23 protein-coding genes and 2 pseudogenes are annotated in these 25040 nt (G+C 59.0%); 10 read left to right on the top strand and 15 right to left on the bottom strand.

Annotated elements, in window-relative coordinates; all coding sequences use genetic code 11:
• Positions 1–233, bottom strand: a pseudogene (locus JFT80_RS10800) (tRNA 2-thiocytidine(32) synthetase TtcA); the annotation flags it as partial.
• A gap of 271 nt (positions 234–504) precedes the next feature.
• Here JFT80_RS10800 and JFT80_RS10795 point away from each other — a divergent pair.
• Both JFT80_RS10795 and JFT80_RS10790 read left to right on the top strand, forming a co-directional pair.
• Positions 505–1107, top strand: coding sequence for a Yip1 family protein (locus JFT80_RS10795; protein ID WP_201147850.1), 603 nt, complete (start codon positions 505–507; stop codon positions 1105–1107).
• Positions 1108–1256: 149 nt separating this feature from the next.
• Complete coding sequence (locus JFT80_RS10790) at positions 1257–1751, top strand: SprT family zinc-dependent metalloprotease (protein WP_201147849.1); 495 nt, start codon at positions 1257–1259, stop codon at positions 1749–1751.
• A gap of 47 nt (positions 1752–1798) precedes the next feature.
• Here the strand turns inward: JFT80_RS10790 and JFT80_RS10785 are convergent, their stop codons facing one another.
• Together JFT80_RS10785 and JFT80_RS10780 are read right to left on the bottom strand one after the other, a co-directional pair.
• Positions 1799–2980 carry a CaiB/BaiF CoA-transferase family protein gene (locus JFT80_RS10785; RefSeq protein ID WP_201147848.1) on the bottom strand — a complete coding sequence of 394 codons (1182 nt, stop codon included), beginning with the start codon at positions 2978–2980 and terminating at the stop codon, positions 1799–1801.
• A 143-nt stretch (positions 2981–3123) separates the two neighbouring features.
• Positions 3124–4458, bottom strand: coding sequence for a dicarboxylate/amino acid:cation symporter (locus tag JFT80_RS10780; protein ID WP_201147847.1), 1335 nt, complete (start codon positions 4456–4458; stop codon positions 3124–3126).
• 340 nt (positions 4459–4798) lie between these two features.
• On the opposite strand from JFT80_RS10780, the gene JFT80_RS10775 reads away from it, so the two are divergent.
• Positions 4799–5797, top strand: a complete 999-nt coding sequence (locus JFT80_RS10775) for an AraC family transcriptional regulator (protein WP_201147846.1) — start codon at positions 4799–4801, stop codon at positions 5795–5797.
• A 5-nt stretch (positions 5798–5802) separates the two neighbouring features.
• Here JFT80_RS10775 and JFT80_RS10770 read toward each other — a convergent pair whose 3' ends face one another.
• The 3 genes from JFT80_RS10770 to JFT80_RS10760 form a co-directional block, all read right to left on the bottom strand.
• Positions 5803–7149, bottom strand: a complete 1347-nt coding sequence (locus JFT80_RS10770) for an ATP-binding protein (protein ID WP_201147845.1) — start codon at positions 7147–7149, stop codon at positions 5803–5805.
• Positions 7146–7823, bottom strand: coding sequence for a response regulator transcription factor (locus JFT80_RS10765; protein ID WP_201147844.1), 678 nt, complete (start codon positions 7821–7823; stop codon positions 7146–7148). Before JFT80_RS10765 ends, JFT80_RS10770 begins: the two co-directional genes overlap by 4 nt.
• Positions 7824–7946: 123 nt before the next feature.
• A complete protein-coding gene (locus JFT80_RS10760) occupies positions 7947–8543 on the bottom strand; it encodes a hypothetical protein (RefSeq protein ID WP_201147843.1) in 597 nt (198 codons plus the stop codon).
• Between the two features lie 148 nt (positions 8544–8691).
• Between JFT80_RS10760 and JFT80_RS10755 the strand changes: the two genes are divergently transcribed.
• The gene (locus tag JFT80_RS10755) at positions 8692–9483 is read left to right on the top strand and encodes a dienelactone hydrolase family protein (protein WP_122839083.1); all 792 of its coding nucleotides are present in this window, start codon (positions 8692–8694) and stop codon (positions 9481–9483) included.
• A gap of 126 nt (positions 9484–9609) precedes the next feature.
• A complete protein-coding gene (locus tag JFT80_RS10750) occupies positions 9610–10317 on the top strand; it encodes a 4'-phosphopantetheinyl transferase (protein ID WP_201147851.1) in 708 nt (235 codons plus the stop codon).
• A 55-nt stretch (positions 10318–10372) separates the two neighbouring features.
• Here the strand turns inward: JFT80_RS10750 and JFT80_RS10745 are convergent, their stop codons facing one another.
• Positions 10373–11983: an ATP-binding protein gene (locus JFT80_RS10745; protein WP_201147842.1), complete on the bottom strand. Its 1611-nt coding sequence runs from the start codon at positions 11981–11983 to the stop codon at positions 10373–10375.
• Positions 11980–12702: a response regulator gene (locus JFT80_RS10740; RefSeq protein ID WP_201147841.1), complete on the bottom strand. Its 723-nt coding sequence runs from the start codon at positions 12700–12702 to the stop codon at positions 11980–11982. Before JFT80_RS10740 ends, JFT80_RS10745 begins: the two co-directional genes overlap by 4 nt.
• 733 nt (positions 12703–13435) lie before the next feature.
• Here JFT80_RS10740 and JFT80_RS10735 point away from each other — a divergent pair.
• Positions 13436–16330 (top strand): ribonucleoside-diphosphate reductase subunit alpha, encoded by a 2895-nt coding sequence (locus tag JFT80_RS10735; RefSeq protein ID WP_201147840.1) that lies wholly within the window; start codon positions 13436–13438, stop codon positions 16328–16330.
• 261 nt (positions 16331–16591) lie between these two features.
• Here the strand turns inward: JFT80_RS10735 and flgE are convergent, their stop codons facing one another.
• The 6 genes from flgE to JFT80_RS10705 form a co-directional block, all read right to left on the bottom strand.
• A complete protein-coding gene (flgE, locus tag JFT80_RS10730; protein ID WP_201147839.1) occupies positions 16592–17914 on the bottom strand; it encodes a flagellar hook protein FlgE in 1323 nt (440 codons plus the stop codon).
• A gap of 30 nt (positions 17915–17944) precedes the next feature.
• Positions 17945–18670: a flagellar hook assembly protein FlgD gene (gene flgD / locus JFT80_RS10725; protein ID WP_201147838.1), complete on the bottom strand. Its 726-nt coding sequence runs from the start codon at positions 18668–18670 to the stop codon at positions 17945–17947.
• A 15-nt stretch (positions 18671–18685) separates the two neighbouring features.
• Entirely contained in the window at positions 18686–19129 is a 444-nt protein-coding gene (gene flgC / locus JFT80_RS10720) for a flagellar basal body rod protein FlgC (RefSeq protein WP_003227217.1), read from the bottom strand.
• Between the two features lie 3 nt (positions 19130–19132).
• Positions 19133–19540: a flagellar basal body rod protein FlgB gene (gene flgB / locus JFT80_RS10715; RefSeq protein ID WP_201147837.1), complete on the bottom strand. Its 408-nt coding sequence runs from the start codon at positions 19538–19540 to the stop codon at positions 19133–19135.
• Between the two features lie 248 nt (positions 19541–19788).
• On the bottom strand, positions 19789–20616 hold the full coding sequence (gene cheR, locus JFT80_RS10710) for a protein-glutamate O-methyltransferase CheR (protein WP_201147836.1): 828 nt from the start codon (positions 20614–20616) through the stop codon (positions 19789–19791).
• 46 nt (positions 20617–20662) lie between these two features.
• Positions 20663–21595, bottom strand: a complete 933-nt coding sequence (locus JFT80_RS10705) for a chemotaxis protein CheV (protein WP_201147835.1) — start codon at positions 21593–21595, stop codon at positions 20663–20665.
• An 82-nt stretch (positions 21596–21677) separates the two neighbouring features.
• On the opposite strand from JFT80_RS10705, the gene flgA reads away from it, so the two are divergent.
• From flgA to JFT80_RS10685, 4 genes and pseudogenes are all read left to right on the top strand, one after another.
• A complete protein-coding gene (gene flgA / locus JFT80_RS10700) occupies positions 21678–22439 on the top strand; it encodes a flagellar basal body P-ring formation chaperone FlgA (protein WP_201147834.1) in 762 nt (253 codons plus the stop codon).
• Between the two features lie 177 nt (positions 22440–22616).
• The gene (gene flgM / locus JFT80_RS10695) at positions 22617–22943 is read left to right on the top strand and encodes a flagellar biosynthesis anti-sigma factor FlgM (RefSeq protein WP_201147833.1); all 327 of its coding nucleotides are present in this window, start codon (positions 22617–22619) and stop codon (positions 22941–22943) included.
• A 48-nt stretch (positions 22944–22991) separates the two neighbouring features.
• Positions 22992–23458: pseudogene (locus JFT80_RS10690) on the top strand (flagella synthesis protein FlgN).
• A 92-nt stretch (positions 23459–23550) separates the two neighbouring features.
• Positions 23551–24297, top strand: coding sequence for a flagellar brake protein (locus JFT80_RS10685; RefSeq protein WP_201147831.1), 747 nt, complete (start codon positions 23551–23553; stop codon positions 24295–24297).
• Positions 24298–24361: 64 nt separating this feature from the next.
• Here the strand turns inward: JFT80_RS10685 and JFT80_RS10680 are convergent.
• Positions 24362–25040: MFS transporter (locus JFT80_RS10680; RefSeq protein WP_201147830.1), on the bottom strand; the 679-nt coding region annotated here is incomplete at its 5' end.

The following is a 25040-nucleotide window of genomic DNA, read 5'->3' as shown; positions in this document are numbered from 1 at the left end:
GGGAAACCCGGCTGCTTCTGGTCCATGTTCACGGCGACGATGTCGAACCTGATCGGCGCCACCTTCTGCAAATGCAGCAGCACATCGAGCATGGTGTAACTGTCCTTGCCCCCGGACAGGCAGACCATGACCTTGTCGCCGTCTTCAATCATGTTGAAGTCAGCAACCGCTTCGCCGGCCTGACGGCGCAGGCGCTTTTGCAGTTTGTTCTGGTTGACCGTAAGAGTGCCCATGACGCGAAATCCGTGAGGTGTGACGAAAGGCCGGCATTTTACGCAAAAAGCCGATCTTGGCGTAATACCCCGGCCAACACACAAACCCATCGCGATTAAGTCGGGCCTTTACAGCGCGATTTGCTCTAAGCCCCTATTACCTGTGCGGTTAAGTCCTTCCTATACTGCGACATAAGGTCGCATGACTATCCAGACCTATCCCTTACTTGGCCACCTTGGCCCGTAGGCGCTCCACCGGGGGGCGATGGTAAAAACAAGAGGAGTGACTGGCATGATCCATCACGTAGTGGGGCTCTTCACCCACCCTGACCAAGAATGGAAAGAGATCCGTGGCGACCAGGAGGAAAGCATCAGCCACATGTACCTCACCCACACCCTGATTCTCGCGGCGATTCCGGCCGTGTCGGCGTTTATTGGCACAACACAGGTGGGTTGGGTCATCGGCAACCGGGCACCCGTGATGCTGACCCAGGAAAGCGCGCTGTGGATGACCATCATGTCTTACCTGGCGATGCTTGGCGGCGTGGCCGTGATGGGCGCGTTTGTGCACTGGATGGCTCGCACTTACGACGCCAACCCGAGCCTGGCCCGTTGCGTGGCCTTTGCCACTTACACCGCGACACCGTTGTTTGTCGGTGGGCTGGCGGCGCTGTATCCGCACATGTGGCTGGGAATGATCGTTGGCACCGCGGCCATCTGCTACACGGTTTACCTGTTGTATGTGGGGCTGCCGACCTTCATGAATATTCCGTCGGATGAAGGTTTTCTGTTCTCGAGCTCGGTACTGGCGGTGGGTCTGGTGGTACTGGTCGCCATCATGGCGTTCACCGTGATTGTCTGGGGACTGGGCGTTGGTCCCGTCTATACCAACTGACTTCTAATAAAAAATATCTGCCAATACAGGCCGCCGTAAGGCGGCCTCTTAATGTCCGGGAATTGATCGGCCACGACCATTCGGCAGCTCGGCGATTCGCAAGTCCTCAGGGTTGCGGCATACTCGACGCCTCTGGAGATCCATCAAGCATGCCCGAGCAACTCAATACCCGCGTCGAAGACTGTTACCAACTCGCTGAATCCTTTTTCAAACGTCATTTCCCACGCCCCGTCGTCAGTCTCAAGCTGCGCGGGCAAAAAGCCGGTGTCGCGCATCTGCACGAGAATCTGCTGCGCTTCAATCCGCAGCTGTACCGGGAAAACACCGAGCACTTCCTCAAGCAGACCGTGGCCCACGAAGTCGCGCACTTGATCGCCCACCAATTGTTTGGCGACCGCATCCAGCCCCATGGCGAAGAGTGGCAGCTGATCATGCGCGGGGTTTACGAACTGCCGCCCAACCGCTGCCACACCTATGACGTCAAACGCCGCAGCGTCACCCGCTATATCTACAAATGCCCGTGCGCCGACAGTGATTTCCCGTTTTCTGCCCAGCGTCACGGGCTGGTGAGGCAGGGCCGTCGGTATCTGTGCCGCCGGTGCCGCAACACCTTGGTGTTCAGTGGGGAGATGCGGGTCGAGTAGTACCGTTTTTTGCAGTGACAGTGCCGGCCCCATCGCGAGCAAGGCCGCTACAGAACCACCTTGGCACGCCGTAAGTCCAGGATCCGCTCGGCGCTGAACCCCAACTCCCGCAACACCTCATCCGTATGTGCCCCCAGCTGCGCGCCGATATGCCTGGGCTCCGGCAAGCCTTCGGAGAACTTCAGCGCACAGGCGATCTGCGCCTGGGTCGTGCCATCTCCCCGGGGCACCTGCGTAACCACCTGGCGCGCTTGCAGTTGCGGATGCCGAACCGCCTCACCCAGGCTTAATACCGGTTCGACGCATGCATCGAGCTCGGCAAACAGCGCGCTCAATTCGGCAAAGTCGTGTTTCTCGAATTCAATCCTCAACGCGTCCTTGAGCTTTTTCTGATGCTCCGGTTGTGGTGACAGCCCCAGTTTAGCCAAGTCTTCCAGGCCCAACGCCGTACACAACTGCTTCATGAACCCCGGTTCCAGACTGCCCACCGACATCCAGCGCCCATCCCGCGAACGGTAATAGTCGTAAAAGCTGCCGCCATTGAGCATCTGATCTTCCCACTCAGGCTCAACGCCACAAGCCAGATAACCCGCACCGGCCATGGCATTCAGGCTGAACGCGCAATCCGTCATGCTCACGTCCAGGTGCGTGCCCTGCCCGCTCTGTTGTCGGGCAATCACCGCCGCGAGCAGACCGATCACGCCATGCAGCGAGCCGCCGGCGATATCCGCCACCTGCATGCCCAGCGGCAACGGCCCGCTGTCGGCGCGGCCGGTGTAGCTGGAGAGCCCCGCCAGCGCCAGGTAATTGATGTCGTGCCCGGCGCGATCCTTGTACGGCCCGGTCTGGCCGTAACCGGTGATCGATACGTAAATCAGCTTCGGGTTGATCGCCTTCAACGCTTCGTAACCCAGGCCCAGACGCTCCATTACACCGGGGCGAAATTGCTCCAGGACGATGTCGTAATCGGCCAGCAACTGCTTGATCACGTCCAGCGCCTCGGGCTGCTTCAGGTCCAGCGCCAGGCTGCGTTTATTGCGGTTCAGATACGCATGACTGGCCGATACCCCACCATCATGCGGCGGCAAGACACGCAGCAGATCCATGCGCGTCGGCGATTCGATACGCAGTACCTCGGCGCCCATGTCCGCCAGCAACAGCGAGGCGAAGGGGCCGGGCAACAACGTCGAGAAATCGAGAATCTTCAGTGAGGCCAGTGGCCCGAACATGAGTAACCTCCAATGCGTTCCCCCAAGCCTAGGCAGACGATGGCATTGCAGCAATTACCGGATGCATCAGTCGCAGTGACCGTTGCGCTCAAATCCCAACCATGAAAAAACCCGCCGAAGCGGGTTTTGTCAAAACAGCAGTCTTATTTGACGTTGCTTGGGGTCGGACCTTCGGCTACGCCCAGGTCGTCTTCTTCACGTTCGTCGGCAATACCACGACCGCCGGAAGCCAGTTCGGCTTGCATGACATCGACGTCCAGTTCCTTGACCCACTTGGCCACGACCAGGGTCGCAACAGCGTTGCCCACCAGGTTGGTCAGGGCGCGGGCTTCAGACATGAAGCGGTCGATACCAAGGATCAGCGCCAGACCGGCCACCGGCAAATGACCTACCGCCGACAGGGTCGCTGCCAGCACGATGAAACCACTCCCGGTCACGCCGGCAGCCCCTTTGGAGGACAGCAGCAACACCACCAGCAGCGTGATCTGGTGGGTGATGTCCATGTGCGTGTCGGTTGCCTGAGCAATGAACACGGCGGCCATGGTCAGGTAAATGGCAGTACCGTCGAGGTTGAACGAGTAACCGGTCGGGATCACCAGACCCACTACCGATTTCTTCGCGCCCAGACGCTCCATCTTGATCAGCATGCGTGGCAGTACCGATTCCGACGACGAGGTGCCGAGGACGATCAGCAGCTCTTCACGGATGTAGCGGATCATCTTCAGTACGCTGAAGCCATGAGCGCGAGCGATACCGCCGAGCACGATCAGCACGAACAACAGGCAAGTGATGTAGAAGCAGATCATCAGTTGACCCAACTGCACCAGCGAGCCGACACCGTAGGCACCGATGGTGAACGCCATCGCACCGAAGGCACCGATTGGCGCGAGCTTCATGATCATGTTGATGATGTTGAACATCACGTGAGCGAAGCGATCGATGAAGTCGAGGATCGGCTTGCCGTAGGCACCCAGGCGGTGCAGGGCGAAACCGAAGATCACCGAGAACATCAGCACTTGCAGGATGTCGCCCGTAGCGAACGCGCCGACGATAGTGGTCGGGATCACGTTGAGCAGGAAGCCGACAACGCTCTGGTCAGCGCCAGCTGCGACGTAGGAGGCGACTTTCGAGGCATCGAGGGTGGCAACGTCGATGTGCATGCCGTTGCCCGGCTGCACGATGTTGACCACGACCAGACCGACCAGCAGAGCGATGGTCGAGACGATTTCGAAGTACAGGAGTGCGTAACCACCGGTCTTGCCGACAGACTTCATGCTCTGCATGCCGGCGATGCCGCTGACCACGGTGCAGAAGATGATTGGAGCGATGATCATTTTGATCAGTTTGATGAACCCGTCACCCAGCGGCTTTACGGCCACACCGAACTGCGGGTAGTAATGACCGAGCGCGATACCGATGATGATTGCGATGATCACCTGGAAATACAGGGATTTGTACAGTGGCTGACGAGTCGTCATTGCATGTTTCCTCAAGAGCCCCGCGTGGCAACATCCATCTGTTACGCCGCGAAACCTGAATTGCGAACCCTCCTGCACTGGAGGGATTTGTTTTTTCGAGCTGCGCGATGGCAGACATCTACGCGTTACATCGCAAGGCCCGTGCCACCTTTATAAAACTGCCTGCAAGCCGTTGGACATCAAGCCTTGCAAGTTTTTCAGCGTCCCCGGGGCGCTGGGCTGAAGTGGCGGATTTCCGCCCATCAGCCCGATCACGTCCGGTAAATTGGCGGATATCCGCCTTGTTGAGACGCCACTCTCGTGTCTACTATCCGCCGTTCAACGGACGGACTTTCACTCTATGCGCGAACGCACCATCGCCAGCCATTTCGCCCGTGCCGCCCTCGGTGGTGCTCGCCGAAGCGGGTACGATTATTCAGGCCTGCTCCAGCAATTGGGCATTAGTCCCGAGCTGCTTGAGGAGCCCCGTGCGCGGATTGCCCCCGAGCAATTCACCCGATTGCTCCAGGGACTGTGGGCAGCGCTGGATGACGAATTTCTCGGTTTCGGGCCAACAGTCAGTCGGCCCGGCAGCTTCGCGATGATGTGTCACGCCCTGATCCACTGCCGTAATCTGGATAAGGCCCTGCATCGCGGCTTATTGTTTTATAGCCTATTCCCCGACGGCCCGCGCCTGACGATCAGCCGCGAGGGCGAAATGATCCGCCTGAGCCTGGACGATTCGCAGTTCCGTGATCCGGACCACTTCCTCACCGAAAGCCAGCTGATGGTCTGGCATCGACTGGGTAGCTGGCTGATTGGCCAGCGCATCCTGCTGGAACAGGCGACATTCAGCTATGCGCGTCCCGACCACGGCGCCGAATATGACCTGCTGTTCTCCTGCCCCCTCGAATTTTCCGCCAGGCAGAGCAGCCTGGTGTTCCACAGCCGTTACCTGGATAGGCCGCTGTTGCAGGACGAGCGCACCCTCAAGCACTTTCTGCAGCGCTCGCCTGCCGACCTGCTGGCACGCCCCGACGATGGCAACAGCTTGAGCAGCCGGCTGAGACGACTGCTCAGTCGGGACAGTTCGCGCTGGCCTGACCTGGAAGCAGTGGCCGCGCACCTGAACATCAGCCCGCAGACCCTGCGCAGGCATTTGCGCGAGGAAGGTACAAGTTTTCAGGGGTTGAAGGATCAACTACGCCGGGACATCGCGATTTACCACCTGAGCCGCTCAGACCTGTCGTTGCAACAGATCGCCGAACAACTGGGATTCTCCGAGCCCTCGGCGTTCCACCGGGCGTTCAAGAAATGGACCGGATTGACGCCGGGAGCCTATCGGGCGCAGGAAAACTGAGCACTCTAGACCACCGGAAAATGAATCCGGAACGCCGCCCCACCCATCGGCGAGTCGTCGAGGGTCAGCTTCGCGCTGTAGCTTTCGATGATGTCCTTGACCACGGCCAGGCCGATCCCCTGCCCCGGATGCTGGGCATCCAGCCGCTCACCGCGCTCCAGAATCCGCGCACGCTGATCCGGCGGCACCCCCGGGCCGTCATCCTCCACACACAGCTCAACCCCGGCGAGACTTTCGCGCACGCTGATGCGCACTTCGCCCAGACACAGCCGATAAGCGTTTTCCAGCAAGTTACCCATCATCTCGAGCAACGCACCCTGTTCGATCGGCACGTAGCAATGCTCGGGCAGATCAAACGCCACGCGCACGCGTTTGTCGCGGTAGACCTTGTCCAGCGTGTCACAAAGGCTTTTCAGTACGGGTTGCAAGCGCACCTGATGGCGCACCAGACCGCTTTTGCGCAAGCTCGCGCGTTGCAGTTGATAGCTGATCTGCTGGCTCATGCGCTCGATCTGACTTTGCAGCACCCAGGCCTGATCGCGATCTTCGGGGCGTTGAGCCATGTCCTCACTGACGCCTTGCAGCACCGCCAACGGGGTTTTCAGGCTGTGGGCGAGATCGTCGAGCGAGTCGCGATAACGACTGCGCTGCTGACGCTCACTGAGCAGCAAACGGTTGAGCGAGCCGGTCAGGCGCAACAACTCACGCGGGTGTTGTTCGGTGAGGCTTTCGCGGGTGCCGCCTTCGATTTCGTCGAGTTCCTGACTCAGTCGACGCAAGGCTTTGAGGCCCCAGGTCAGGCCGATCCACAACAGCGCCAGCAAAACCAGCAAGGCCGCGCCGAAACCCAGATAGAGATTCTCGCGCAGGCCTTCGAGGGTGCTTTCGTACTCGCGCACCGGTTGCAGGGCGACGATGCTGAACGCCGCACTTTTGCCGCCGAGCAGTTTGACTTCAACGTCATAGACGAAGAATTCCTGACCGTTGGCCTCGCGGATCCGCGCGAACTCGTTGCCAAGGCCGTCGTAGCGCGGCTTGTAATTGATCTGCTCTTCCTGGGTGGCTTTCGAGCGCCAGACCAGATGCCCTTCGCGGTCGTAGATGTAACCGAGCAAGCGGAAGTCAGTGAGATTGAAGCGTTCATCCGGTAGCTGGTTGGGCATTACCAGTCGACCGTTTTCAATGCGCGCGGCAGAGATCAGCGTGGTGACATCAGAGGCCAAACGCTGTTCGATCGAATCCTGCAACGCGAGGCTGAAAGCGCCCTGCATCGCCGGGAGCAAGGCGAGCATGAACAACACCGCCAACGTGGTGGCGGCGAGCATCAGCCGGACGCGAAGCGAACGAATCAAGTGCAGCGCTCATTGAACAGGTAGCCAAGGCCGCGCACGGTGTCGATCGGTTTGAAACCGGCAGGCCCTTCGAGTTTGCGGCGCAGGCGGCCGACCAACACTTCGATGACGTTCGGATCGCGCTCGTCGTCGTCCGGGTAGAGCTGCTCCATCAAACGATCCTTGGGCACCACTTGCTGGTGGTGACGCATGAGGTATTCGAGGATGCGGTACTCATAAGCGGTCAGTGCCAACGGTTGATCATCGAGGGTGGCCTGTTTGCGATTGAGGTCGAGCAGCAACGGGCCCGCGACGATAGTCGACTGGGTAAAGCCACTGGAGCGGCGCAGCAACGCATTCAGGCGCGCATCGAGTTCTTCGAACTGGAACGGTTTCACCACATAGTCGTCGGCGCCAGCCGCGAGGCCTTCAACCTTGTCCTGCCAGTTACCGCGCGCGGTGAGGATCAGGATCGGGAAGGTCTTGCCGCCGTTGCGCAACTCGCGGATCAGGTCGAGACCGCCCATGCCCGGCAGACCGAGATCGATCACCGCCAGATCAAAGTTGAACTGTCCGGTCTGATACAGCGCCTCTTCGGCATTGGCCACGGACTCGACCACATGACCACTGTCCGTGAGGCGGGTTTGCAGGTGATGGCGCAACAGCGCTTCATCTTCTACGACCAGCAATTTCATAACGCCCTCCCAGGCACACATCAACATCTGCCGAGGCACGACAGCGCACCTCGATGGTTAACACAGCGACGCCGAATCCACCTGTTCAGGTTGATCCGGCGCAAACCTTTCGCGACGTGCCGCTTAAAAAGCGTAGTTCGCCGCCAGATACGTCTGGGCACTGCTGGTCAAATCCACCGAGCCCTTCTTGCTGCCGCCACGGCTCAATTCGGTGCTGGCATTGCTGCGTAGATAACGGTAACCCAGTTCCAACGAGGTGTTTCGAGAAACCTGTTGCAAGATCCCCATCTGCCCTCCGAGGGCGTAACCAATGTTGGTGTCGCGGCTATAGCCTCGTGTTTCCTGCGACAATTTGGCCAAACCGGCCGTGGCACCGCCAAACAGCTTGGTGTTACCACCCACCGGGTAGAACACGTCATAGCTGCCCAAGAGATTTTCCTGGCGCAGGTTCAAGCCGTCATGGCTCCTGCCCGACACGTTGTCGTAAGTGGCGTAGTAGCGACCTTGCGAGTTTTGCTGGCCCAGGCGAACGCCAAAAGTAGTGCTTTTGTCGATCGCGACGGCGCTCGGATGGTTGAAGTTGTCATTCATGGCACGGGACTTTTTGATCTTGTCGCTGGTCTGTCCAAGAGTAAAGCTGGCGAAGGTGTCATTGGCCATGGCAGCGGTACTCGCGCCCATAACGGTGATAGCCAGCAGCAATTTTTTGAATCCAGTCATTGGGTGTTTCCTTGTGTTGTCATGTGCTTGTTGGGTATGGGAGAAGATTACTCAGCTCGCCCTGAACTCACCCTGAACGCCTTCTGAACCTGGGCTGAACCAGACAGAACCGACCTTTTTCGATGACTGACTTGCGGGAGATCCAACCATGCGTGCGTTTCTTGCCCTCGTATTAATCGCCTTGAGCGGACTCAGCCAGGCGGCCATCCAGACCCGGGAAATCCCCTACCAAAGCGCCGACGGCACCCGGCTCATCGGTTATTACGCCTACGACGACTCGATCAAGGGCCCGCGCCCGGGGGTAGTGGTGGTGCATGAATGGTGGGGACTCAACGACTATGCCAAACGCCGCGCCCGCGATCTGGCCGGCCTGGGATACAGCGCCCTGGCCATAGACATGTATGGCGACGGCAAGAATACCGAGCACCCCAAAGACGCCATGGCCTTCATGCAGGCCGCTCTCAAGGACAGCTCGGTGGCGAGTGCGCGCTTTCAGGCCGGGCTTGACCTGTTGAAACAGCAACCGCAGACCGACCCACGAAAACTCGCGGCCATCGGTTACTGCTTCGGTGGGGCGGTGGTGCTCAACGCCGCACGCCAGGGCGTGCCGTTAGCGGGTGTGGTGAGCTTCCATGGTGCGCTGGCAACCCAGACGCCGGCGACGCCCGGAGCCGTGAAGGCGAAAATCCTGGTGGAACACGGGGCATTGGACAGCATGGTCACTGCCGACAACGTCGCGGCGTTCAAGACGGAAATGGACAAGGCCGGCGCGGACTACCGCTTCGTCAGCCTGGAAGGCGCCAAGCACGGCTTCAGCAATCCGGATGCCGATCGCCTCGGTCACGGCGAGCATGGCGGGCCGGATATCGGTTACAACAAGGCTGCGGATGTAAAATCCTGGGCGGACATGCAGGCCTTTCTCAAGAAAATCTTTTCCTGACTGAAAGGTGAGCAATGTCTGGGTGGCGAGGCAGCGTCCTCGTCACCCAGGGCAGACAAAAGATCTTCAACTCTACCCAGCCAGGAGGCAACCCGGCAAAATGCCTGACATGAACCATTCCCCGCCCTGCCCGCCTGCTGCACGCTACTCGACGCTCATTGGCCTCTGCCGTTTGCGCTGCCCGAAACTGTCCTGCTCAGCACTCACTTCGACAGTACGCTGCTGACCAACGATGACTTTGCACGCAGTGCCATCGCCGCGCCAGCCAGCATCCAGCGCTCGGTCGCCAAGCGCCAGGCGGAGTTTCTCGCCGGGCGGGTGTGTGCCCGAGCGGCGTTGCAGCAACTGGAGGGGCTGGATTTCAGCCCGGCAATAGGTGAAGACCGGGCGCCGGTCTGGCCGGCGCACATCAGTGGTTCGATCACCCACAGCACCGGGCGTGCAGCAGCGATCGTCGCGAAAAAAGCCCACTGGCGCGGCCTGGGCATGGACCTTGAAAATATCCTGAACCCGGAGCGAGCCGAACGGCTGGCCGGGGAAATACTGACGGCACCTGAGTTAAAGCGCATGGCGGCCGGTCGGCGCGAGCAGCTGGCGATACTGGTGACGCTGACGTTCTCGGTAAAGGAAAGCCTGTTCAAGGCCTTGTATCCGATCGTGCAGCAGCGCTTTTACTTCGAGCATGCCGAAGTGCTCGAGTGGAACGAAGCCGGGGAGGTAAAATTGCGATTGCTCACGGACCTGTCCAGCGAATGGCGTAACGGGGCCGAGCTGCAAGCGCAGTTTGCGGTGATGGACGGGCAGTTATTGAGCCTGGTCAGTATCCAGGCCTGATGGTTTCAGCGCTCGAGAGGACCCCATCGCGAGCCAGCCCGCGCCCACAGGGGTCTCAACGCTTTTCCTGATTGCGCGGCCAGCTCAGACTGAAGCACGCCCCACCCAGGCTCTTGCTCTTGCCGATGATCGCCCGGCCGTCATGCCAATGGATGATCCGCCGCACAATCGACAACCCCAGGCCATGCCCGCCAGACGCCCGCGTACGACTGTCGTCCAGACGCAGAAACGGCGTAAAAATCCGCTCCCACGCCACTTCCGGCACACCCGGTCCGTCATCCTCGACGTCGACCCGACAGCGCAATTGGCCGACCTGATAACTCACCGTCACTTTCGAATGCGCATGGCGCATCGCGTTGCCCACCAGGTTCTGCAGCGCGCGGTGCAGATATCGCGGCTCGGCTTCGACCCAGGCATCGTCGTTATCGGCGGCGGACAAACACAGCCCTCGCTGCACGGTGACCTCGGCGCGCAACGGCGCCAGCTCCTCGATCACTTGATTGACCAGTGCATCAAGGTCGATGCGCTGGAACGTCAGCGCCGGCGAACCCTGTTCCAGCCGCGCATAAGTGAGCATTTCATCGACCAGCTTATCGAGATCCTCGATGTCGTGATCCATGCCTTCACGGTACTTTTCCAACGCTTGCGGGGTGGTCGCCGAGCCAATCATCTCCAGGCCGAAACGCAGACGCGCCACTGGCGTACGCAGTTCATGGGACACCGCCCGCACCAGTTCACGCTGGATCGCGAGCAACTGCTGCAAGTGCTCGGCCATGCCATTGAACGCCGACGCCAGGCGCCCGACCGAGTCGGCACCGCGCGCCGGCACGCGGGTTTCCAGGCTACCCTTGGCGATTCGTGTGGCCGCCGCTTCAAGACCGCGCAACCGCCGTTCCAGCTGACGCACCAGCAGGTAGACAATCAGGCCGATCAGGCTCAAGCCGAGGACCGCGATCAGTACCAGCCACTGTGCGGGGTAAGGGTTCATCTGATACAGCGGACCGATTTCCAGGACCCACGGCGTACCGACCATGCCGGCAAACACCCGGATCGAATCACCGCCCTTGCCCAGCGCCATCACCGTATCGCCCTCGGACACGCGACGACTTTGATCTTCATCCATATCGGCGTCATTTACCGTGACCAATCGCAGGTCGAAACCGAAGCCTTTGTCTTCCTTTAATTGCGCCAAGCGCTTGGGCTGCTCGCCAACCGGCACGCGCACCAGTTCGTCGGCCAACAGGTAAATCGTCGCACGGGCCAGTTGTTCACTGATCTGCTGCACCTCGCCGGTCAGCACCAGTTGCTCTTTGTCACTGACCAATCGATAAACCTTTGCCGCATGCGGCCCGGTCTGCTCGACCAGCGCCTGGCCGCGCTGCACACGGGTGCGCTGAGTCAGATCGAGATTGGTTTCGTTGAATTTTTTCAGCGCCAACGGGATCCCCAACAGACGCTCCCACACCAGCAACGCGCGATGACGTTCAGTGTCGTTCATCGGTTGCAGATTGTCGGCCATCAACGAGAACGTGCCATGGGCCAGACGCTCGCGGTATTGCTCGCTGCGGACTTGGTTGAGCAGGTTCAGCGCCAGCACGCCGAGCACCGCCACCAGAATCAGCGCTGCGCACATGCCGCCGTAGATGCGCAGAAAGATCGAGTTCACAGCGCCAGGTCTGCGCAGGCTTCCGGCACGAACAGATAACCTTTGCTGCGGATGGTCTTGATCAGGCGCGGATGGTCGGGGTCGTCGCCAATTTTCGGGCGGATGCGCGAGATGCGTACGTCGATGGAGCGATCCTGACCGTCGTAGCCGATGCCGCGCAGTGCGGTGAAGATTTCTTCGCGGGACAAAATGCGCCCCGCGTTGGCAACCAGCAGCCACAGCAGATCGAATTCGGCGCTGGTCAGTTCGATGCTGACCTCACGCAGCCAGGCTTCGCGCAAGGCGTTGTCCACCACCAGCGGACCGAATTGCAGGCGGCGTTGTTTTTCCGGGGCCACTTCCGGCCCTTCGCTGCGGCGCAACAACGCCTGGATACGCGCCAACAGCAGCCGCGGCCGGACCGGTTTGCACACATAGTCATCAGCCCCCAGATCGAGGCCCAAAATCTGATCGGTGTCGTCGGTGCGGGCGGTCAGCATCAGGATCGGCCCGTCGTAGCGGTCGCGGACCTTGCGACAGATGCTCAAGCCGTCCTCGCCGGGAAGCATCAAGTCAAGGATCACCAGGTCAGGCTGTTCCTTGAGGATCCGCGCTGCGGCCAGCGCGCCATCGCCCTCGATCGAAACGCGCAGGCCGTTGGCTTCCAGGTAATCGCGGGTCAGTTCGGCCAGACGCTGATCGTCCTCCACAATCAATACCTGCCAGGCTTCTTGCTCCACGGTGACCTCTGCTTGCCGAAACGCTCATAAAGGAAGGCTCCCCCCGTCTTTTTGTCATGTTTCGGGAGGATAAAAATGCGTTCACATGGCCCGATTGTATAAACGGCGTACAGCCAGAACACAAGTCGGTAAATGCGTTCGGACAAGGCGCTTTTTTGTGATAGGGTTCGCGCCCTTAAAAATCCGCTGAAGCGTTTTTCCAGGCGAAAAAACAGTGACAAACGGTCTAGCTCAGCAGGTCCGCGGCCTACACGGGAATTCCCTGTTTCACCCACAATTTACGCACAGGGTTATCCACAGGCTGTCCGTTGCAATTCGCCCCCAAAACGCATTATCTTGTAGCCCGCGCGCTAAAAAACCCTACATGTAGGGTTTTGTGCAAAAAACCAAACACAAACCGGACAGTGAATTCAAGGCTTTTAATTGCCATTGTCGGGTTGAACCAAACGTATTTTCACAAGCCCAAACCGCGCCTGCGGATGGCTACCGTTTTTCCGTCGTACGCGACGATAACGGTACGGGTGTTGCAGTCCGAAACTGCTCCCCGAAAGGAATGCGGTTTCACGCGTATCGCGTGCACCGAAGACTTCGGCATGGAAGCGGCGCCCACAAGGCCCCTTCCTGAACTGTCCCGAAGTCGTTATACCCGGCGCGTGCCGGTTGTAGTGCTTCAGGACGGAACGGTGGGCACCGTGATGGTGCCCAAACAAACATAGAGAACGTGGAGACACCCATGCAAACCGACACAACTCGCGAGAACCCGCAGGGCTCCTTGCCGCAGGCCGCCGATTCGAATTCGGATCTGGCAGCCACCGCGCCTGGTCAACTGCGCGTGATCAAGCGCAATGGCACTGTCGTTCCTTACACCGATGACAAGATCACCGTCGCTATCACCAAAGCGTTTCTCGCAGTTGAGGGCGGCACCGCTGCCGCTTCGTCGCGAATCCACGACACCGTTGCGCGCCTGACCGAACAAGTCACCGCGACCTTCAAGCGTCGCATGCCTTCGGGCGGCACCATCCACATCGAAGAAATCCAGGACCAGGTCGAACTGGCCCTGATGCGTGCCGGCGAGCAGAAAGTCGCTCGCGACTACGTGATCTATCGCGACGGTCGTTCGAAAGAACGCGCCGCTCACGCCCCGGCTGCCGAAGCGGTCAACGCTCACCCGTCGATCCGTATCACTCGTGCCGACGGTAGCCTGGCGCCGCTGGACATGGGCCGCCTGAACACCATCGTTACCGAAGCCTGCGAAGGTCTGGAAGAAGTCGACGGCGACCTGATCCAGCGCGAAACCCTGAAGAACCTGTACGACGGCGTGGCCCTGACCGACGTCAACACCGCGCTGGTGATGACCGCGCGCACTCTGGTTGAGCGTGAGCCGAACTACTCGTTCGTCACCGCCCGCCTGCTGATGGACACCCTGCGTGCCGAAGGCCTGGGCTTCCTTGGCGTGGCCGAGAGCGCCACTCACCACGAAATGGTCGACATGTACGCCAAGGCACTGCCGGCCTACATCGCCAAAGGTATCGAGTTCGAACTGCTGAACCCTGTACTGGCCACCTTCGACCTGGAAAAACTGGGCAAGGCGATCAACCACGAGCGCGATCAGCAATTCACCTACCTGGGCCTGCAGACCCTGTACGACCGTTACTTCATCCACAAGGATGGTATTCGTTTCGAACTGCCGCAGATCTTCTTCATGCGCGTGGCCATGGGCCTGGCAATCGAAGAGAAGAACAAAGAAGATCGTGCGATCGAGTTCTACAACCTGCTGTCGTCCTTCGACTACATGTCGTCGACGCCGACCCTGTTCAACGCCGGTACCCTGCGTCCACAGCTGTCGAGCTGCTACCTGACCACCGTGCCGGATGACCTGTCGGGCATCTATCACGCGATCCACGACAACGCCATGTTGTCGAAATTCGCTGGCGGCCTGGGCAACGACTGGACGCCGGTGCGTGCACTGGGTTCGTACATCAAAGGCACCAACGGCAAGTCGCAAGGCGTGGTTCCGTTCCTCAAAGTAGTGAACGACACCGCTGTAGCCGTTAACCAGGGTGGCAAGCGCAAAGGCGCTGTCTGTGCCTACCTGGAAACCTGGCACATGGACATCGAAGAGTTCATCGAACTGCGCAAGAACACCGGTGATGATCGTCGTCGTACCCACGACATGAACACTGCCAACTGGATCCCTGACCTGTTCATGAAGCGCGTCTTCGATGACGGCAAATGGACCCTGTTCTCGCCATCCGAAGTGCCGGACCTGCACGACCTGACCGGTAAAGCCTTCGAAGAGCGTTACGAGTACTACGAAGCCCTGTCCGAGTACCCGGGCAAGATCAAGCTGTTCAAGACCATCCAGGCCAAAGACCTGTGGCGCAAAATGCTTTCCATGCTGTTTGAAACCGGCCACCCGTGGCTGACCTTCAAAGATCCGTGCAACCTGCGTAGCCCGCAGCAGCACGTCGGCGTGGTTCACAGCTCGAACCTGTGCACCGAGATCACCTTGAACACCAACAAGGACGAGATCGCCGTTTGCAACCTGGGCTCGATCAACCTGCCGAACCACATCGTCAACGGCAAGCTGGACACCGCCAAGCTGGAACGCACCGTGAACACCGCCGTTCGCATGCTCGATAACGTTATCGACATCAACTATTACTCGGTGCCACAAGCGAAGAACTCCAACTTCAAGCACCGTCCGGTCGGTCTGGGCATCATGGGCTTCCAGGACGCTCTGTACCTGCAGCACATTCCTTACGGCTCCGACGCGGCCGTCGAGTTCGCCGACAAGTCGATGGAAGCGGTCAGCTACTACGCGATCCAGGCCTCCTGCGACCTGGCCGACGAGCGCGGCGCGTACGAGACGTTCCAGGGTTCGCTGTGGTCCAAGGGCATCCTGCCACTGGATTCGCAACAGATCCTGATCGAGCAACGTGGCCAGAAGTACATCGACGTTGACCTGAACGAATCCCTGGACTGGGCACCGGTTCGCGCCCGTGTACAGAAAGGCATTCGTAACTCGAACATCATGGCCATCGCACCGACCGCGACCATCGCCAACATCACTGGCGTATCGCAGTCGATCGAACCGACCTACCAGAACCTCTATGTGAAATCGAACCTGTCGGGCGAATTCACCGTGATCAACCCGTACCTGGTTCGCGACCTCAAGGCTCGCGGTCTGTGGGACTCGGTCATGATCAACGACCTGAAGTACTACGACGGTTCGGTTCAGCAGATCGAGCGCATCCCGCAAGAACTCAAAGAGCTCTACGCGACTGCCTTCGAAGTGGACACCAAGTGGATCGTTGACGCGGCCAGCCGTCGTCAGAAGTGGATCGACCAGGCCCAGTCGCTGAACCTGTACATCGCCGGTGCCTCGGGCAAGAAGCTCGACGTGACCTACCGTATGGCCTGGTACCGTGGCCTGAAAACCACTTACTACCTCCGTGCCCTGGCCGCCACCAGCACTGAGAAGTCGACCATCAACACCGGCAAGCTGAATGCTGTTTCCAGCGGCGGCAACCACGGTGACGATTCGGTCCTGGCAGCGCCAGCCGGCCCTGCTCCAGTGCCGAAGGCTTGCGCCATCGACGAGCCGGATTGCGAAGCTTGCCAATAAGCTGAGCCCGTAAGCGCTGAAAGCGCTTAACCGAAAACCCCCGATCAGTCCTCTGGATTGCCGGGGGTTTTCTTTTGCCTCGTGTAAATGCTTAAAGATCGCAGCCTCGTTGCACTCGGCAGCTCCTACATAGAAATGCGATTCACGCAGAAACTCTGCAGGAGCTGTCGAGTGCAACGAGGCTGCGATCCCTTGACCGACACCTGCCACCCACAAAAAAAGCCCCTCTATAGAGAGGGGCTCCTGTCCAGCACTGCACCATCAGGTCATCTGAATAATGGTCTGCATCAAAGTACTTTGGGTCGAGATAGTCTTGGCGTTCGCCTGATAGTTGCTCTGGCCTTTGATCAGGTCCACCAGCTCATTGGTCAGGTTAACGTTCGACTCTTCCAGCGAGTTGGAAGCGATCGAACCCAAGGTACCGGTTTCCGGCGCATCGTAACCCGGAATACCCGAGGCGAAGGTTTCCTTCCAGCTGGTGCCGCCTACCGCTTGCAAGCCTTGTTCGTTGGTGAAGCTGGCCAGGGAAATCTGACCGATCGGCTTGGTCTGGTAGTTGCTGAAGTTGGCCAGCAATACGCCGCTGCCGTCGATGGTCAGGTTGGTGATCTGGCCGGTGGCATAACCGTTCTGCACTGGAATCGAACGGGCTGTGTCGGCGTTGTACTGCGTGGTATTGCCCATGGCGATAGTCATGCCATCAGGGTTGGCGGCTGCGCCGTTGGCCGTCCAGACGCCGTCGGTGACGGTGCCCGGCACCCAGTTGGTCACCTTCAGGTCATTGCCGAGGGTCGAGGTTGGCGGTGTGGTCGGCGGAGTCACGGGCGTGCTGATTTGGGTCAGCTTGCCGGCAGAGTCGAAACTCAGGGTCGAGGGCTGCGGAGTGGACAGGCTGCCGTCCATGTTGCGGCCATCGATCAGGGTGTAGTTGTCCCACGTGTTCGGACCGGTCTTGACCATGAATTGCTCCATGACGTGGGAATTGCCCTGGCTGTCGTAAATCGGCGTGTTGAATTTCTTGCTGTAGGTTTCGGCCTTGGTCGGATCGAACTTGTTCGTGGCGATCGTCTGGTCGATCACCTTGTCCGTGGAGTTCAGGTTGATCGTGGACGAGATCGCGTCGGTGGTCTTAGGCGCCAGGTTCGAAGTATCGATTTTCAGGTCAGTCAACACGCCGTTGATGATCTTGCCGTTGGCGTCCACACCGTAACCCTGCAGGCGCGAGGTGTAGTCGGTGTTGGTGATGTAACCGGCATTATCGACCTTGAACGTACCGGCACGGGTGTAAGACACCGAGCCGTTGTTGCTCATGGTGAAGAAACCCGAACCGTTGATGCCCATGTCCAACACGTTACCGGTGTTGTTGATGTCACCCTGGGTGAACTGCTGGGAAACGTTGGCAAGGCGCACACCGTTGCCGATCACTTTGCTGCCGCTGCCCAGGCGAGTGGCCGAGTACACGTCTTCGAATTCTGCGCGGGACGATTTGAAACCGGCGGTTGCGACGTTGGCGATGTTGTTGCCGGTCACGTCCAGTTGTTTGTTGGCTGCATAGAGACCGCTAAGGCCGATATTGAAAGACATATTCCACTCCTTTGTGCCGGTTAGTCGGCTCTATATACCAATGGTTTGTACTTTGGACAGGGCAACGGTGCCCTTGCCGGACAGGTTGAGCATCAGCTCGCCGCCGGTCTGGCTGATCGTCACGCTGGTGACGGTGGCCGGCAGGTAGGTCGCCATATCGGTCGAGGTACCATTGATCGATGCGTTGGCCTTAACGGTATAAGTACCGGTCTTGACCACATTGCCGTCCTTGTCCTTGCCGTCCCAGGTGAAGCTCGCGCTGCCTGCGGCACGACTGCCCAGATCGATGGTGCGAACCACCGTGCCGCTGCTGTCGGTAATGCTGACGGTACCGCCGGCAATCGACGATGGAACGGTGACCGAACCGGTCATGCCTTTGCTCGGATCGTCGAGCTGAACCGAGTTGGTCTGCACAATCACGTTGCGACCGACCAGCGACGATGCCTGCAACGCTTGCGACGAGTTGTAGTTGCCGGCCAGCGAGCTGACAGTGCTGTTAAGCGTGGTGATGCCTTCCAGGCTGCTGAACTGCGCCAACTGCGCCACGAATGCGCTGTTGTCTTGCGGATCAAGCGGGTTCTGGTTTTTCAGCTGGGTAACCAGCAGTTGCAGGAACGCGTCCTTGCCCAGAGCCTGGCCGCCGGTGGAGCTGTTAGTGGCCGAAGCAATGCCATCGGCTGTCGAACTGGTCTTTTTCGACGAGTTCGCCAGGATGTCATTCATGCTCAGGGAGCTGGTGGTATCGGAAACACTCATGGCAATCGCCCCTTATTACTGACCGAGGGTCAGTACCTTCTGCATCATGGTTTTCGCGGTGTTCATCATTTCGGCGTTGGTCTGGAACGAACGGCTCGCGGAAATCATGTCAGCCATTTCTTCCACCACGTTGACGTTCGGGTAGTAGACGTAGCCTTTGGCATCGGCCGCCGGATGGTTCGGTTCGTAACGCGCTTCAAGGTTGCTCTGGTCTTCGACCACACCGAGCACCTGCACGCCTTGACCGGCGGCATCCTGGCTCTGGAACAGCGAGTTGCTGCCGCTGTTCTGGCCGCCCTGGAACATGGTGGCGAACACCGGGTGACGGGCACGATAGGTCTGGTCGATGCTCGACGAGACGGTTTCGGCGTTGGCGATGTTCGAGGCCACGGTGTTCAGACGCGTGGTCTGTGCGCTCATGCCGCTGCCGGCAATGTTGAAAACGCTGGACAGGGACATGGATTACTCTCCGCGCAGGGCTGACACCAGCCCTTTGAATTTGCTGTTGAGCAGGGTGAAGCTGGCCTGGAAACCGACCGCGTTTTCCGCGTAATTCGATTGCTCAAGCTGGGCGTCCACGGTGTTCTGGTCAATCGACGGTTGCATCGGCGTGCGATACAGCAGCGATTCGTCGCCATTGCCCAGACCTTCTGCCTCGATGTGACGGCTATTGGTCATGTTCAGCGCAAATCCGCCGCCCTTGGTTTTCTCGCTCTGCTCGGCGAGCACTTTGGAGAAGTCCAGATCCCGAGCCTTGTAGTTCGGGGTATCGGCGTTGGCGATGTTGTTCGCCAGGACTTCGGCACGCTGGGCGCGGAAGCCAAGGGCCTTTTCGTGAATGCCGAGCGCTTTATCGAAGCTGATGCTCATGTCGGGAAACCTTCGGGTGACCGGATTTTCGTAGGATGGACATAGCAAGCGGCGTGCCAATTGAAAAAGCCCGTAAACCGGGGCTTTGCGGGCACGGGCCCCGGCGGCAACGACAGAAAAGCGGCAACGGGTTTCCGCTGCCTGCCGCTTTTCTGCCGCTTGTTCGAGTTAGACATCCCCATGTGATGCAAAGCGGCAGGCAAAAACGGGAGTCCTCCAGGACTCCCGTTTTTGCCTGCCGCTTTGCATCATTTCGCCTGGTAGATGATCCCCGGGCTGCACTGAACCATCTGGTAATGATCCGGCAAACCGTTCAACGCTTCGGAAGCGCCAAGGAACAGATAACCGCCCGGCTTCAATGTACTGTGAATGCGCAACAGGATGTCTTTCTTCACTTCCGCAGAGAAGTAGATCAACACGTTGCGGCAGAACACGATGTCGAACTTGCCCAGGGCGGCGTAGCTGTCGAGCAAGTTGAACGAGCGGAACTCCACTCGGTTCTTGATCGGCGCCTTGATCACCCAACGCCCCGGCCCTTTCGGGTCGAAGTAACGCTGCAGGCGTTCCGGCGACAAACCGCGACCGATCGCCAGGCTGTCGTACTCGCCAGTCTTGCAGTTGGTCAGCATCAGGCCGGACAGATCAGTGGCAACGATCTGCACACCCATCTTCAACTGGCCCAGGTTGCTGCGTTCGAACTCGTCGATCGACATCGACAGCGAGTACGGCTCCTGACCCGACGAACAAGCCGCCGACCAGATCCGCAGACGCTGATTCGGCGCAGCCTTGATCGCTTCAGGCAATACCTTGTTCTTCAAGACTTCAAACGGATAGGTGTCACGAAACCACAGGGTTTCGTTGGTCGTCATGGCATCGACCACCTGCTCGCGCAAACCACTGCGCGGCTGGGTCTGGATGCGCTGAACCAGCTCACCCAGGGACTTGATGCCTTGCTGCTCCATCAGTTTGTTGAGACGGCTCGAGACCAGGTACTGCTTGTTTTCACCGAGCAAAATGCCACAGGCTTTTTCCAGGAAGACCCGGAACTGTTCGAAATCCAAATTACCCGTAGACAATGATGCCGCCTCTTAAATCGTGTTGACCGCCAGGGACAAAAGGCCCCTAGCTGATATCTGCTGCTTTGATCCGGTCGACTACCCGGGATGCCAGGTCATCAGGGCGGAATTTGGCCAGGAAGTCATCGGCACCGACTTTCTTGACCATCGCCTGATTGAATACCCCGGACAACGAAGTATGCAGGATGATATGAAGCTTTTGCATGCGCGGGTCGCCGCGGATCTCCGCCGTCAGGGTGTACCCGTCCATCTCCGGCATCTCGATGTCGGAGATCATCATCAGGAACTCTTCTTCCGGCTTCTTGCCTTCATCGACCAGCTTGCGCAGGTAATCCAGCGCCTGCTTGCCGTCGTTCAACGCCACGACTTCGACGCCGATCGTTTGCAGACAGCGCGTAACCTGTTTGCGTGCCACCGACGAGTCATCGACCGTCAGCACTCGCAGCGACAACGCTTTGGTCTGGGTCTCGACATCGACCACGCCCACCGAAATCGCTTCCGGCGTGGGCGCAACTTCCGCCAGCACCTTCTCGACGTCGATGATTTCGACTAACTGATTGTCCACCCGAGTCACAGCGGTCAGATAATGATCGCGACCCGTGCCCTTGGGCGGCGGATGAATCTCTTCCCAGTTCATGTTGACGATGCGCTCCACCGAGCGGACCAGGAAACCCTGGGTCTTGGTGTTGTACTCCGTGATGATCACGAACGGATTGTTCTTGTCTTTCAACGCTCCGGAACCGGTCGCCATTGCCAGATCAAGGATCGGAATGGTCGCCCCCCGAATATTCGCCACCCCGCACACGACAGGACTGGACTTGGGCATCAACGTCAGCGACGGGCATTGCAGCACTTCCCGTACTTTGAACACGTTGATTCCATAGAGCTGCTGACCGTCGAGACGGAACAACAACAGCTCCAGGCGATTCTGCCCCACCAGTTGCGTGCGCTGGTTCACCGAATCCATTACACCAGCCATGCCCAGACTCCTACATCAACGCCAAGTGTTGTTGCGACGCACATTCATTGCTAAACGGCACGGCGCTTGCTTTTTAACTCGTATGAACGCTCAAACGACATTTTTCCGACGCCTGACATCACCCCTCCGCAGAGGGCTTTGTGTGGCGTCCGCCATTTGCTGCTTTTTCGCTGGCAGCCCTGCCATTGCTGATGCGGTTACCTTGCCTGACATGCTTATCGGCGTCACTCAGGGCTTTCTTGAGTTCACCGTAGAAGACTATCTGGCTACCAGTCAAACAGAAGGCCGCTACGAAATCGAAGTCAAACAGCTCGATCCACGTATGCGCATGCCTATGTGCGACAAGGAATTGACAGCCTCTTTGGAGAGTCCGGCACGTCCTTTGGGCCGCGTAACGGTGAAGGTTCGCTGTGAGGGAACCTCGCCCTGGACCGTGTTCGTGCCCGCTCAAGTCCGCCTGTTTCGCGATATTGTCACCACCACCCGGCCCCTCAAACGCGCCGGAATTATCGAGCCGCAGGACGTGACCTTGCGTGAACGCGATGTCAGCCTGATCAATCAAGGCTTTCTGACCTCGGTGGACGAAGCCATCGGGCAAAAATTAACCCGACCAACGGTCGCCGATCAGGTGATTACTCTGGTCCATCTGGAACAGGCAGAAGTCATTCGTAAAGGCGATCAAGTGGTCATCACCGCCCGCAGCGGCACGCTTGCCGTGCGGATGCCGGGCGAAGCGCTGTCCAACGGCGGCTTGAAAGAACAGATCCGGGTGAAAAACCTCAATTCGCAACGGGTCATCAAGGCGCAAGTGATCGCGCCCGGCCAGGTGGAAGTCGCCATGTAGAGGCCAGGCCTTGCAAGCAGCCGCTTGAAGAGATGGCGCACCCTGCGACTGTTCCCTAAACTAGGGTGTGCAGGGGCCAGCGCTGACGCGCGCAAGGCTCATTGGTAAATGCGCCTAAAGTTTTCCAGGGGATGGCCGAAAACATGGCAAGCGTCCAAATTCCCAGAGGTTTTTATCATGGTCATCGATTTCAGCCGTTTGAACAGTTCCTCGTCACTTACAGGCAGTACACGTACCAGCGCGCCTAAGGAAACCGCCGAAAACGGCACTTCCGCACCGCTGAATACCCAGGCCGAACCGGCCAGTACCGCAAAAAGCGGGGAATCGGTACACCTCAGCAATGAGGCTCAACAGTTGCAGAAGGTCACTGACAAGCTGCGCGATCAGCCTGCTGTCGACAAAGCCCGTGTGGCCGAGTTGAAAGCCGCGATTGCCGATGGCAGCTATAAAGTCGACAGCAACCGTGTAGCCAGCAAACTGCTCAACTTCGAAGCCCAGCGCTAGGCTTTTGCCGGCGCCAGGCTTTTGGACGCTTAAAACCCAAGGCCAGCCATGCACGACACTAACTTACTGCAACTGATCAACGACGACTTTGCTCCAGCTCAAGATTTGCTGGAGTTACTGCAAACCGAGGCCCTCGCTTTGCACGGTCGTGACATGCCACTGCTGGAAGAAATTCTGGCGCGCAAACAGGCGTTGATCATTCTGCTTGAACAGCATGGCCGCAAGCGCAGCGAAATCCTCGCCAGCCTTGGCCTGTCGACTGATCGCCAGGGCCTCGAGCAACTGGCCGGCCAGTCGAGCGTCGGCGAGCGCCTGTTGTCGCAAAGTGATGTGCTGACCGACCTCCTGGCCCAGTGTCAGGACGCCAACGTGCACAATGGCCGGTCCATCATGATGCAACAGGCCGCCACGGCCACCCAGCTGAAAATCCTTCATGGCGGCGACACACCCGCGCTGTACGACGCGCGCGGTTCAACCTCCACCCTGGCGAAACGGGTCCCCTCAGTCAGGCCTGAACCTGACATCGAGCCCGCACTATCAAGACGAGAAACATGCTGGCAAAATGCCGGCAAGCAGCTGTCAAATTTTGTCTGGAGATTGATGAACCGTGTTCAATGCCTCAAGCGCGGATGATGCTCCGCAGCCACCCAAGGTGCTCACCACGCCACTGGAAATCTCCAGCAACCTGCGCCAACTGCAAGATAGCCACGACCCGCTGATCATCACGTTCCACGAACGCAGCCAGCGCTTCCAGAGCTACCTGATCAAAGTCGACCGCGACAGCGCTTCGATTGCCCTCGACGAAATGATTCCGCGCGATGGCGAACGCTTTCTGCTCGCCGGCGAACCGTTCCGGGTCGAAGGTTTCCATGAAGGCGTGCGCATCGCCTGGGAATGCACCGGCACCCTGAACATCGAAGAATCCGAAGGCGACCGCTTTTACACCGGCGAAATGCCGACCGAAGTGGTTTACCACCAGCGCCGCAATGCATTTCGCGCCGCATTGAAACTGGCGCAACTGGTGGACGTCGACCTGGACGGTGAAAAGCTCAAGGCGCCGATCAAGGGCAAATTGCTGGACATCTCCGCCACCGGCTGCAAATTGCGTTTCGACGGTGACATCGGCGGCAACCTGCAACTGGGCCAGGTCTATGACCGTTTCATGGCTGCCCTGCCGTTCGGCAAAATGACTGCCCCGGTTGAACTGCGTTACCTGCATTTCGAAGAGAAAATTTCCACCACCTTCGCCGGCGTGCGCTTTCACAACATGAGCGGCTTGGTACAGCGCCAGGTCGAGCGCTTTGTCTATCAGCTGCAGCGCGAAGCCCGCCGATTCGATAAAGACGACCTCTGATACAGGCGCCAATAAAAAACGGGCAGTCCCTTGCGGTGACTGCCCGTTTTTTTATGCGCCGAACTTAAGGACGCGCCTCGGTAAAGCTCTGTTCACGCCCCTCATCCGGGTCATCGCCCGAGGAATCATCCGTTTCGGATTTGGGCTCTGGTTCCAGCTCTGGTCCCACCTCGGGCTCAGGCTCAGGCGCAATCGGATTCTGCATCTGGTCCTGCACCACCTGCTCATCCACCCGCGGATCGAGCGCCGCTACCAATGGCGAACTCGACATGCTGTCCGGCATCGCCACGTGATGCAGTGGCGCGTCGTCGACCTGGTGCAGGTTGGTCACCGCTTTCGGGCGGATTCGCCACACCAGCACCAGCGCGAAAAAGCTGAAGAACGCATACAGCATCTGGCTGCCGAACAGCTTCATCAAGACCCCCGCCACCAATGGCCCGATACTCGCACCCACGCCATAGGTCACCAGCAGCATCGCGGTCAGGGAGACCCGGCGATCACCTTCGACGTGGTCATTGGAGAAGGCCACGGCCAATGGATACAGGCAGAACTGCACCAGCGAGCAGAAGAACCCGGCGATGAACAGCACCTCCAGCGGCACTTGCTTGAGGATCGCCAACGGCAACGCGGCCACCGCCAGGCTGAACGCAAAGCAGCGGATCAACAGCGCCCGGTCATAGCGATCGGACAGCCAGCCCAGCGGCCACTGCACCAGCAGGCCGGCAAAAATGCAACTACCCATG

It is taken from the genome of Pseudomonas sp. TH10, from assembly GCF_016651255.1.
Taxonomy (GTDB): Bacteria; Pseudomonadota; Gammaproteobacteria; order Pseudomonadales; family Pseudomonadaceae; genus Aquipseudomonas.
This window is presented reverse-complemented; position numbering and strand designations above follow the sequence as displayed.

Excerpts from the sequence above, each read along its gene's own strand:
- flgA (WP_201147834.1), top strand. The coding sequence starts at position 21,678 with ATGAACGCTCAAACGACATTTTTCCGACGCCTGACATCACCCCTCCGC.
- flgD (WP_201147838.1), bottom strand. The coding sequence starts at position 18,670 with ATGAGTGTTTCCGATACCACCAGCTCCCTGAGCATGAATGACATCCTG.
- JFT80_RS10775 (WP_201147846.1), top strand. The coding sequence starts at position 4,799 with ATGCGCGAACGCACCATCGCCAGCCATTTCGCCCGTGCCGCCCTCGGT.
- JFT80_RS10705 (WP_201147835.1), bottom strand. The coding sequence starts at position 21,595 with ATGGCTGGTGTAATGGATTCGGTGAACCAGCGCACGCAACTGGTGGGG.
- JFT80_RS10795 (WP_201147850.1), top strand. The coding sequence starts at position 505 with ATGATCCATCACGTAGTGGGGCTCTTCACCCACCCTGACCAAGAATGG.
- JFT80_RS10735 (WP_201147840.1), top strand. The coding sequence starts at position 13,436 with ATGCAAACCGACACAACTCGCGAGAACCCGCAGGGCTCCTTGCCGCAG.
- JFT80_RS10790 (WP_201147849.1), top strand. The coding sequence starts at position 1,257 with ATGCCCGAGCAACTCAATACCCGCGTCGAAGACTGTTACCAACTCGCT.
- JFT80_RS10755 (WP_122839083.1), top strand. The coding sequence starts at position 8,692 with ATGCGTGCGTTTCTTGCCCTCGTATTAATCGCCTTGAGCGGACTCAGC.
- flgB (WP_201147837.1), bottom strand. The coding sequence starts at position 19,540 with ATGAGCATCAGCTTCGATAAAGCGCTCGGCATTCACGAAAAGGCCCTT.
- JFT80_RS10785 (WP_201147848.1), bottom strand. The coding sequence starts at position 2,980 with ATGTTCGGGCCACTGGCCTCACTGAAGATTCTCGATTTCTCGACGTTG.
- JFT80_RS10760 (WP_201147843.1), bottom strand. The coding sequence starts at position 8,543 with ATGACTGGATTCAAAAAATTGCTGCTGGCTATCACCGTTATGGGCGCG.
- flgM (WP_201147833.1), top strand. The coding sequence starts at position 22,617 with ATGGTCATCGATTTCAGCCGTTTGAACAGTTCCTCGTCACTTACAGGC.
- flgC (WP_003227217.1), bottom strand. The coding sequence starts at position 19,129 with ATGTCCCTGTCCAGCGTTTTCAACATTGCCGGCAGCGGCATGAGCGCA.
- flgE (WP_201147839.1), bottom strand. The coding sequence starts at position 17,914 with ATGTCTTTCAATATCGGCCTTAGCGGTCTCTATGCAGCCAACAAACAA.
- JFT80_RS10780 (WP_201147847.1), bottom strand. The coding sequence starts at position 4,458 with ATGACGACTCGTCAGCCACTGTACAAATCCCTGTATTTCCAGGTGATC.
- JFT80_RS10765 (WP_201147844.1), bottom strand. The coding sequence starts at position 7,823 with ATGAAATTGCTGGTCGTAGAAGATGAAGCGCTGTTGCGCCATCACCTG.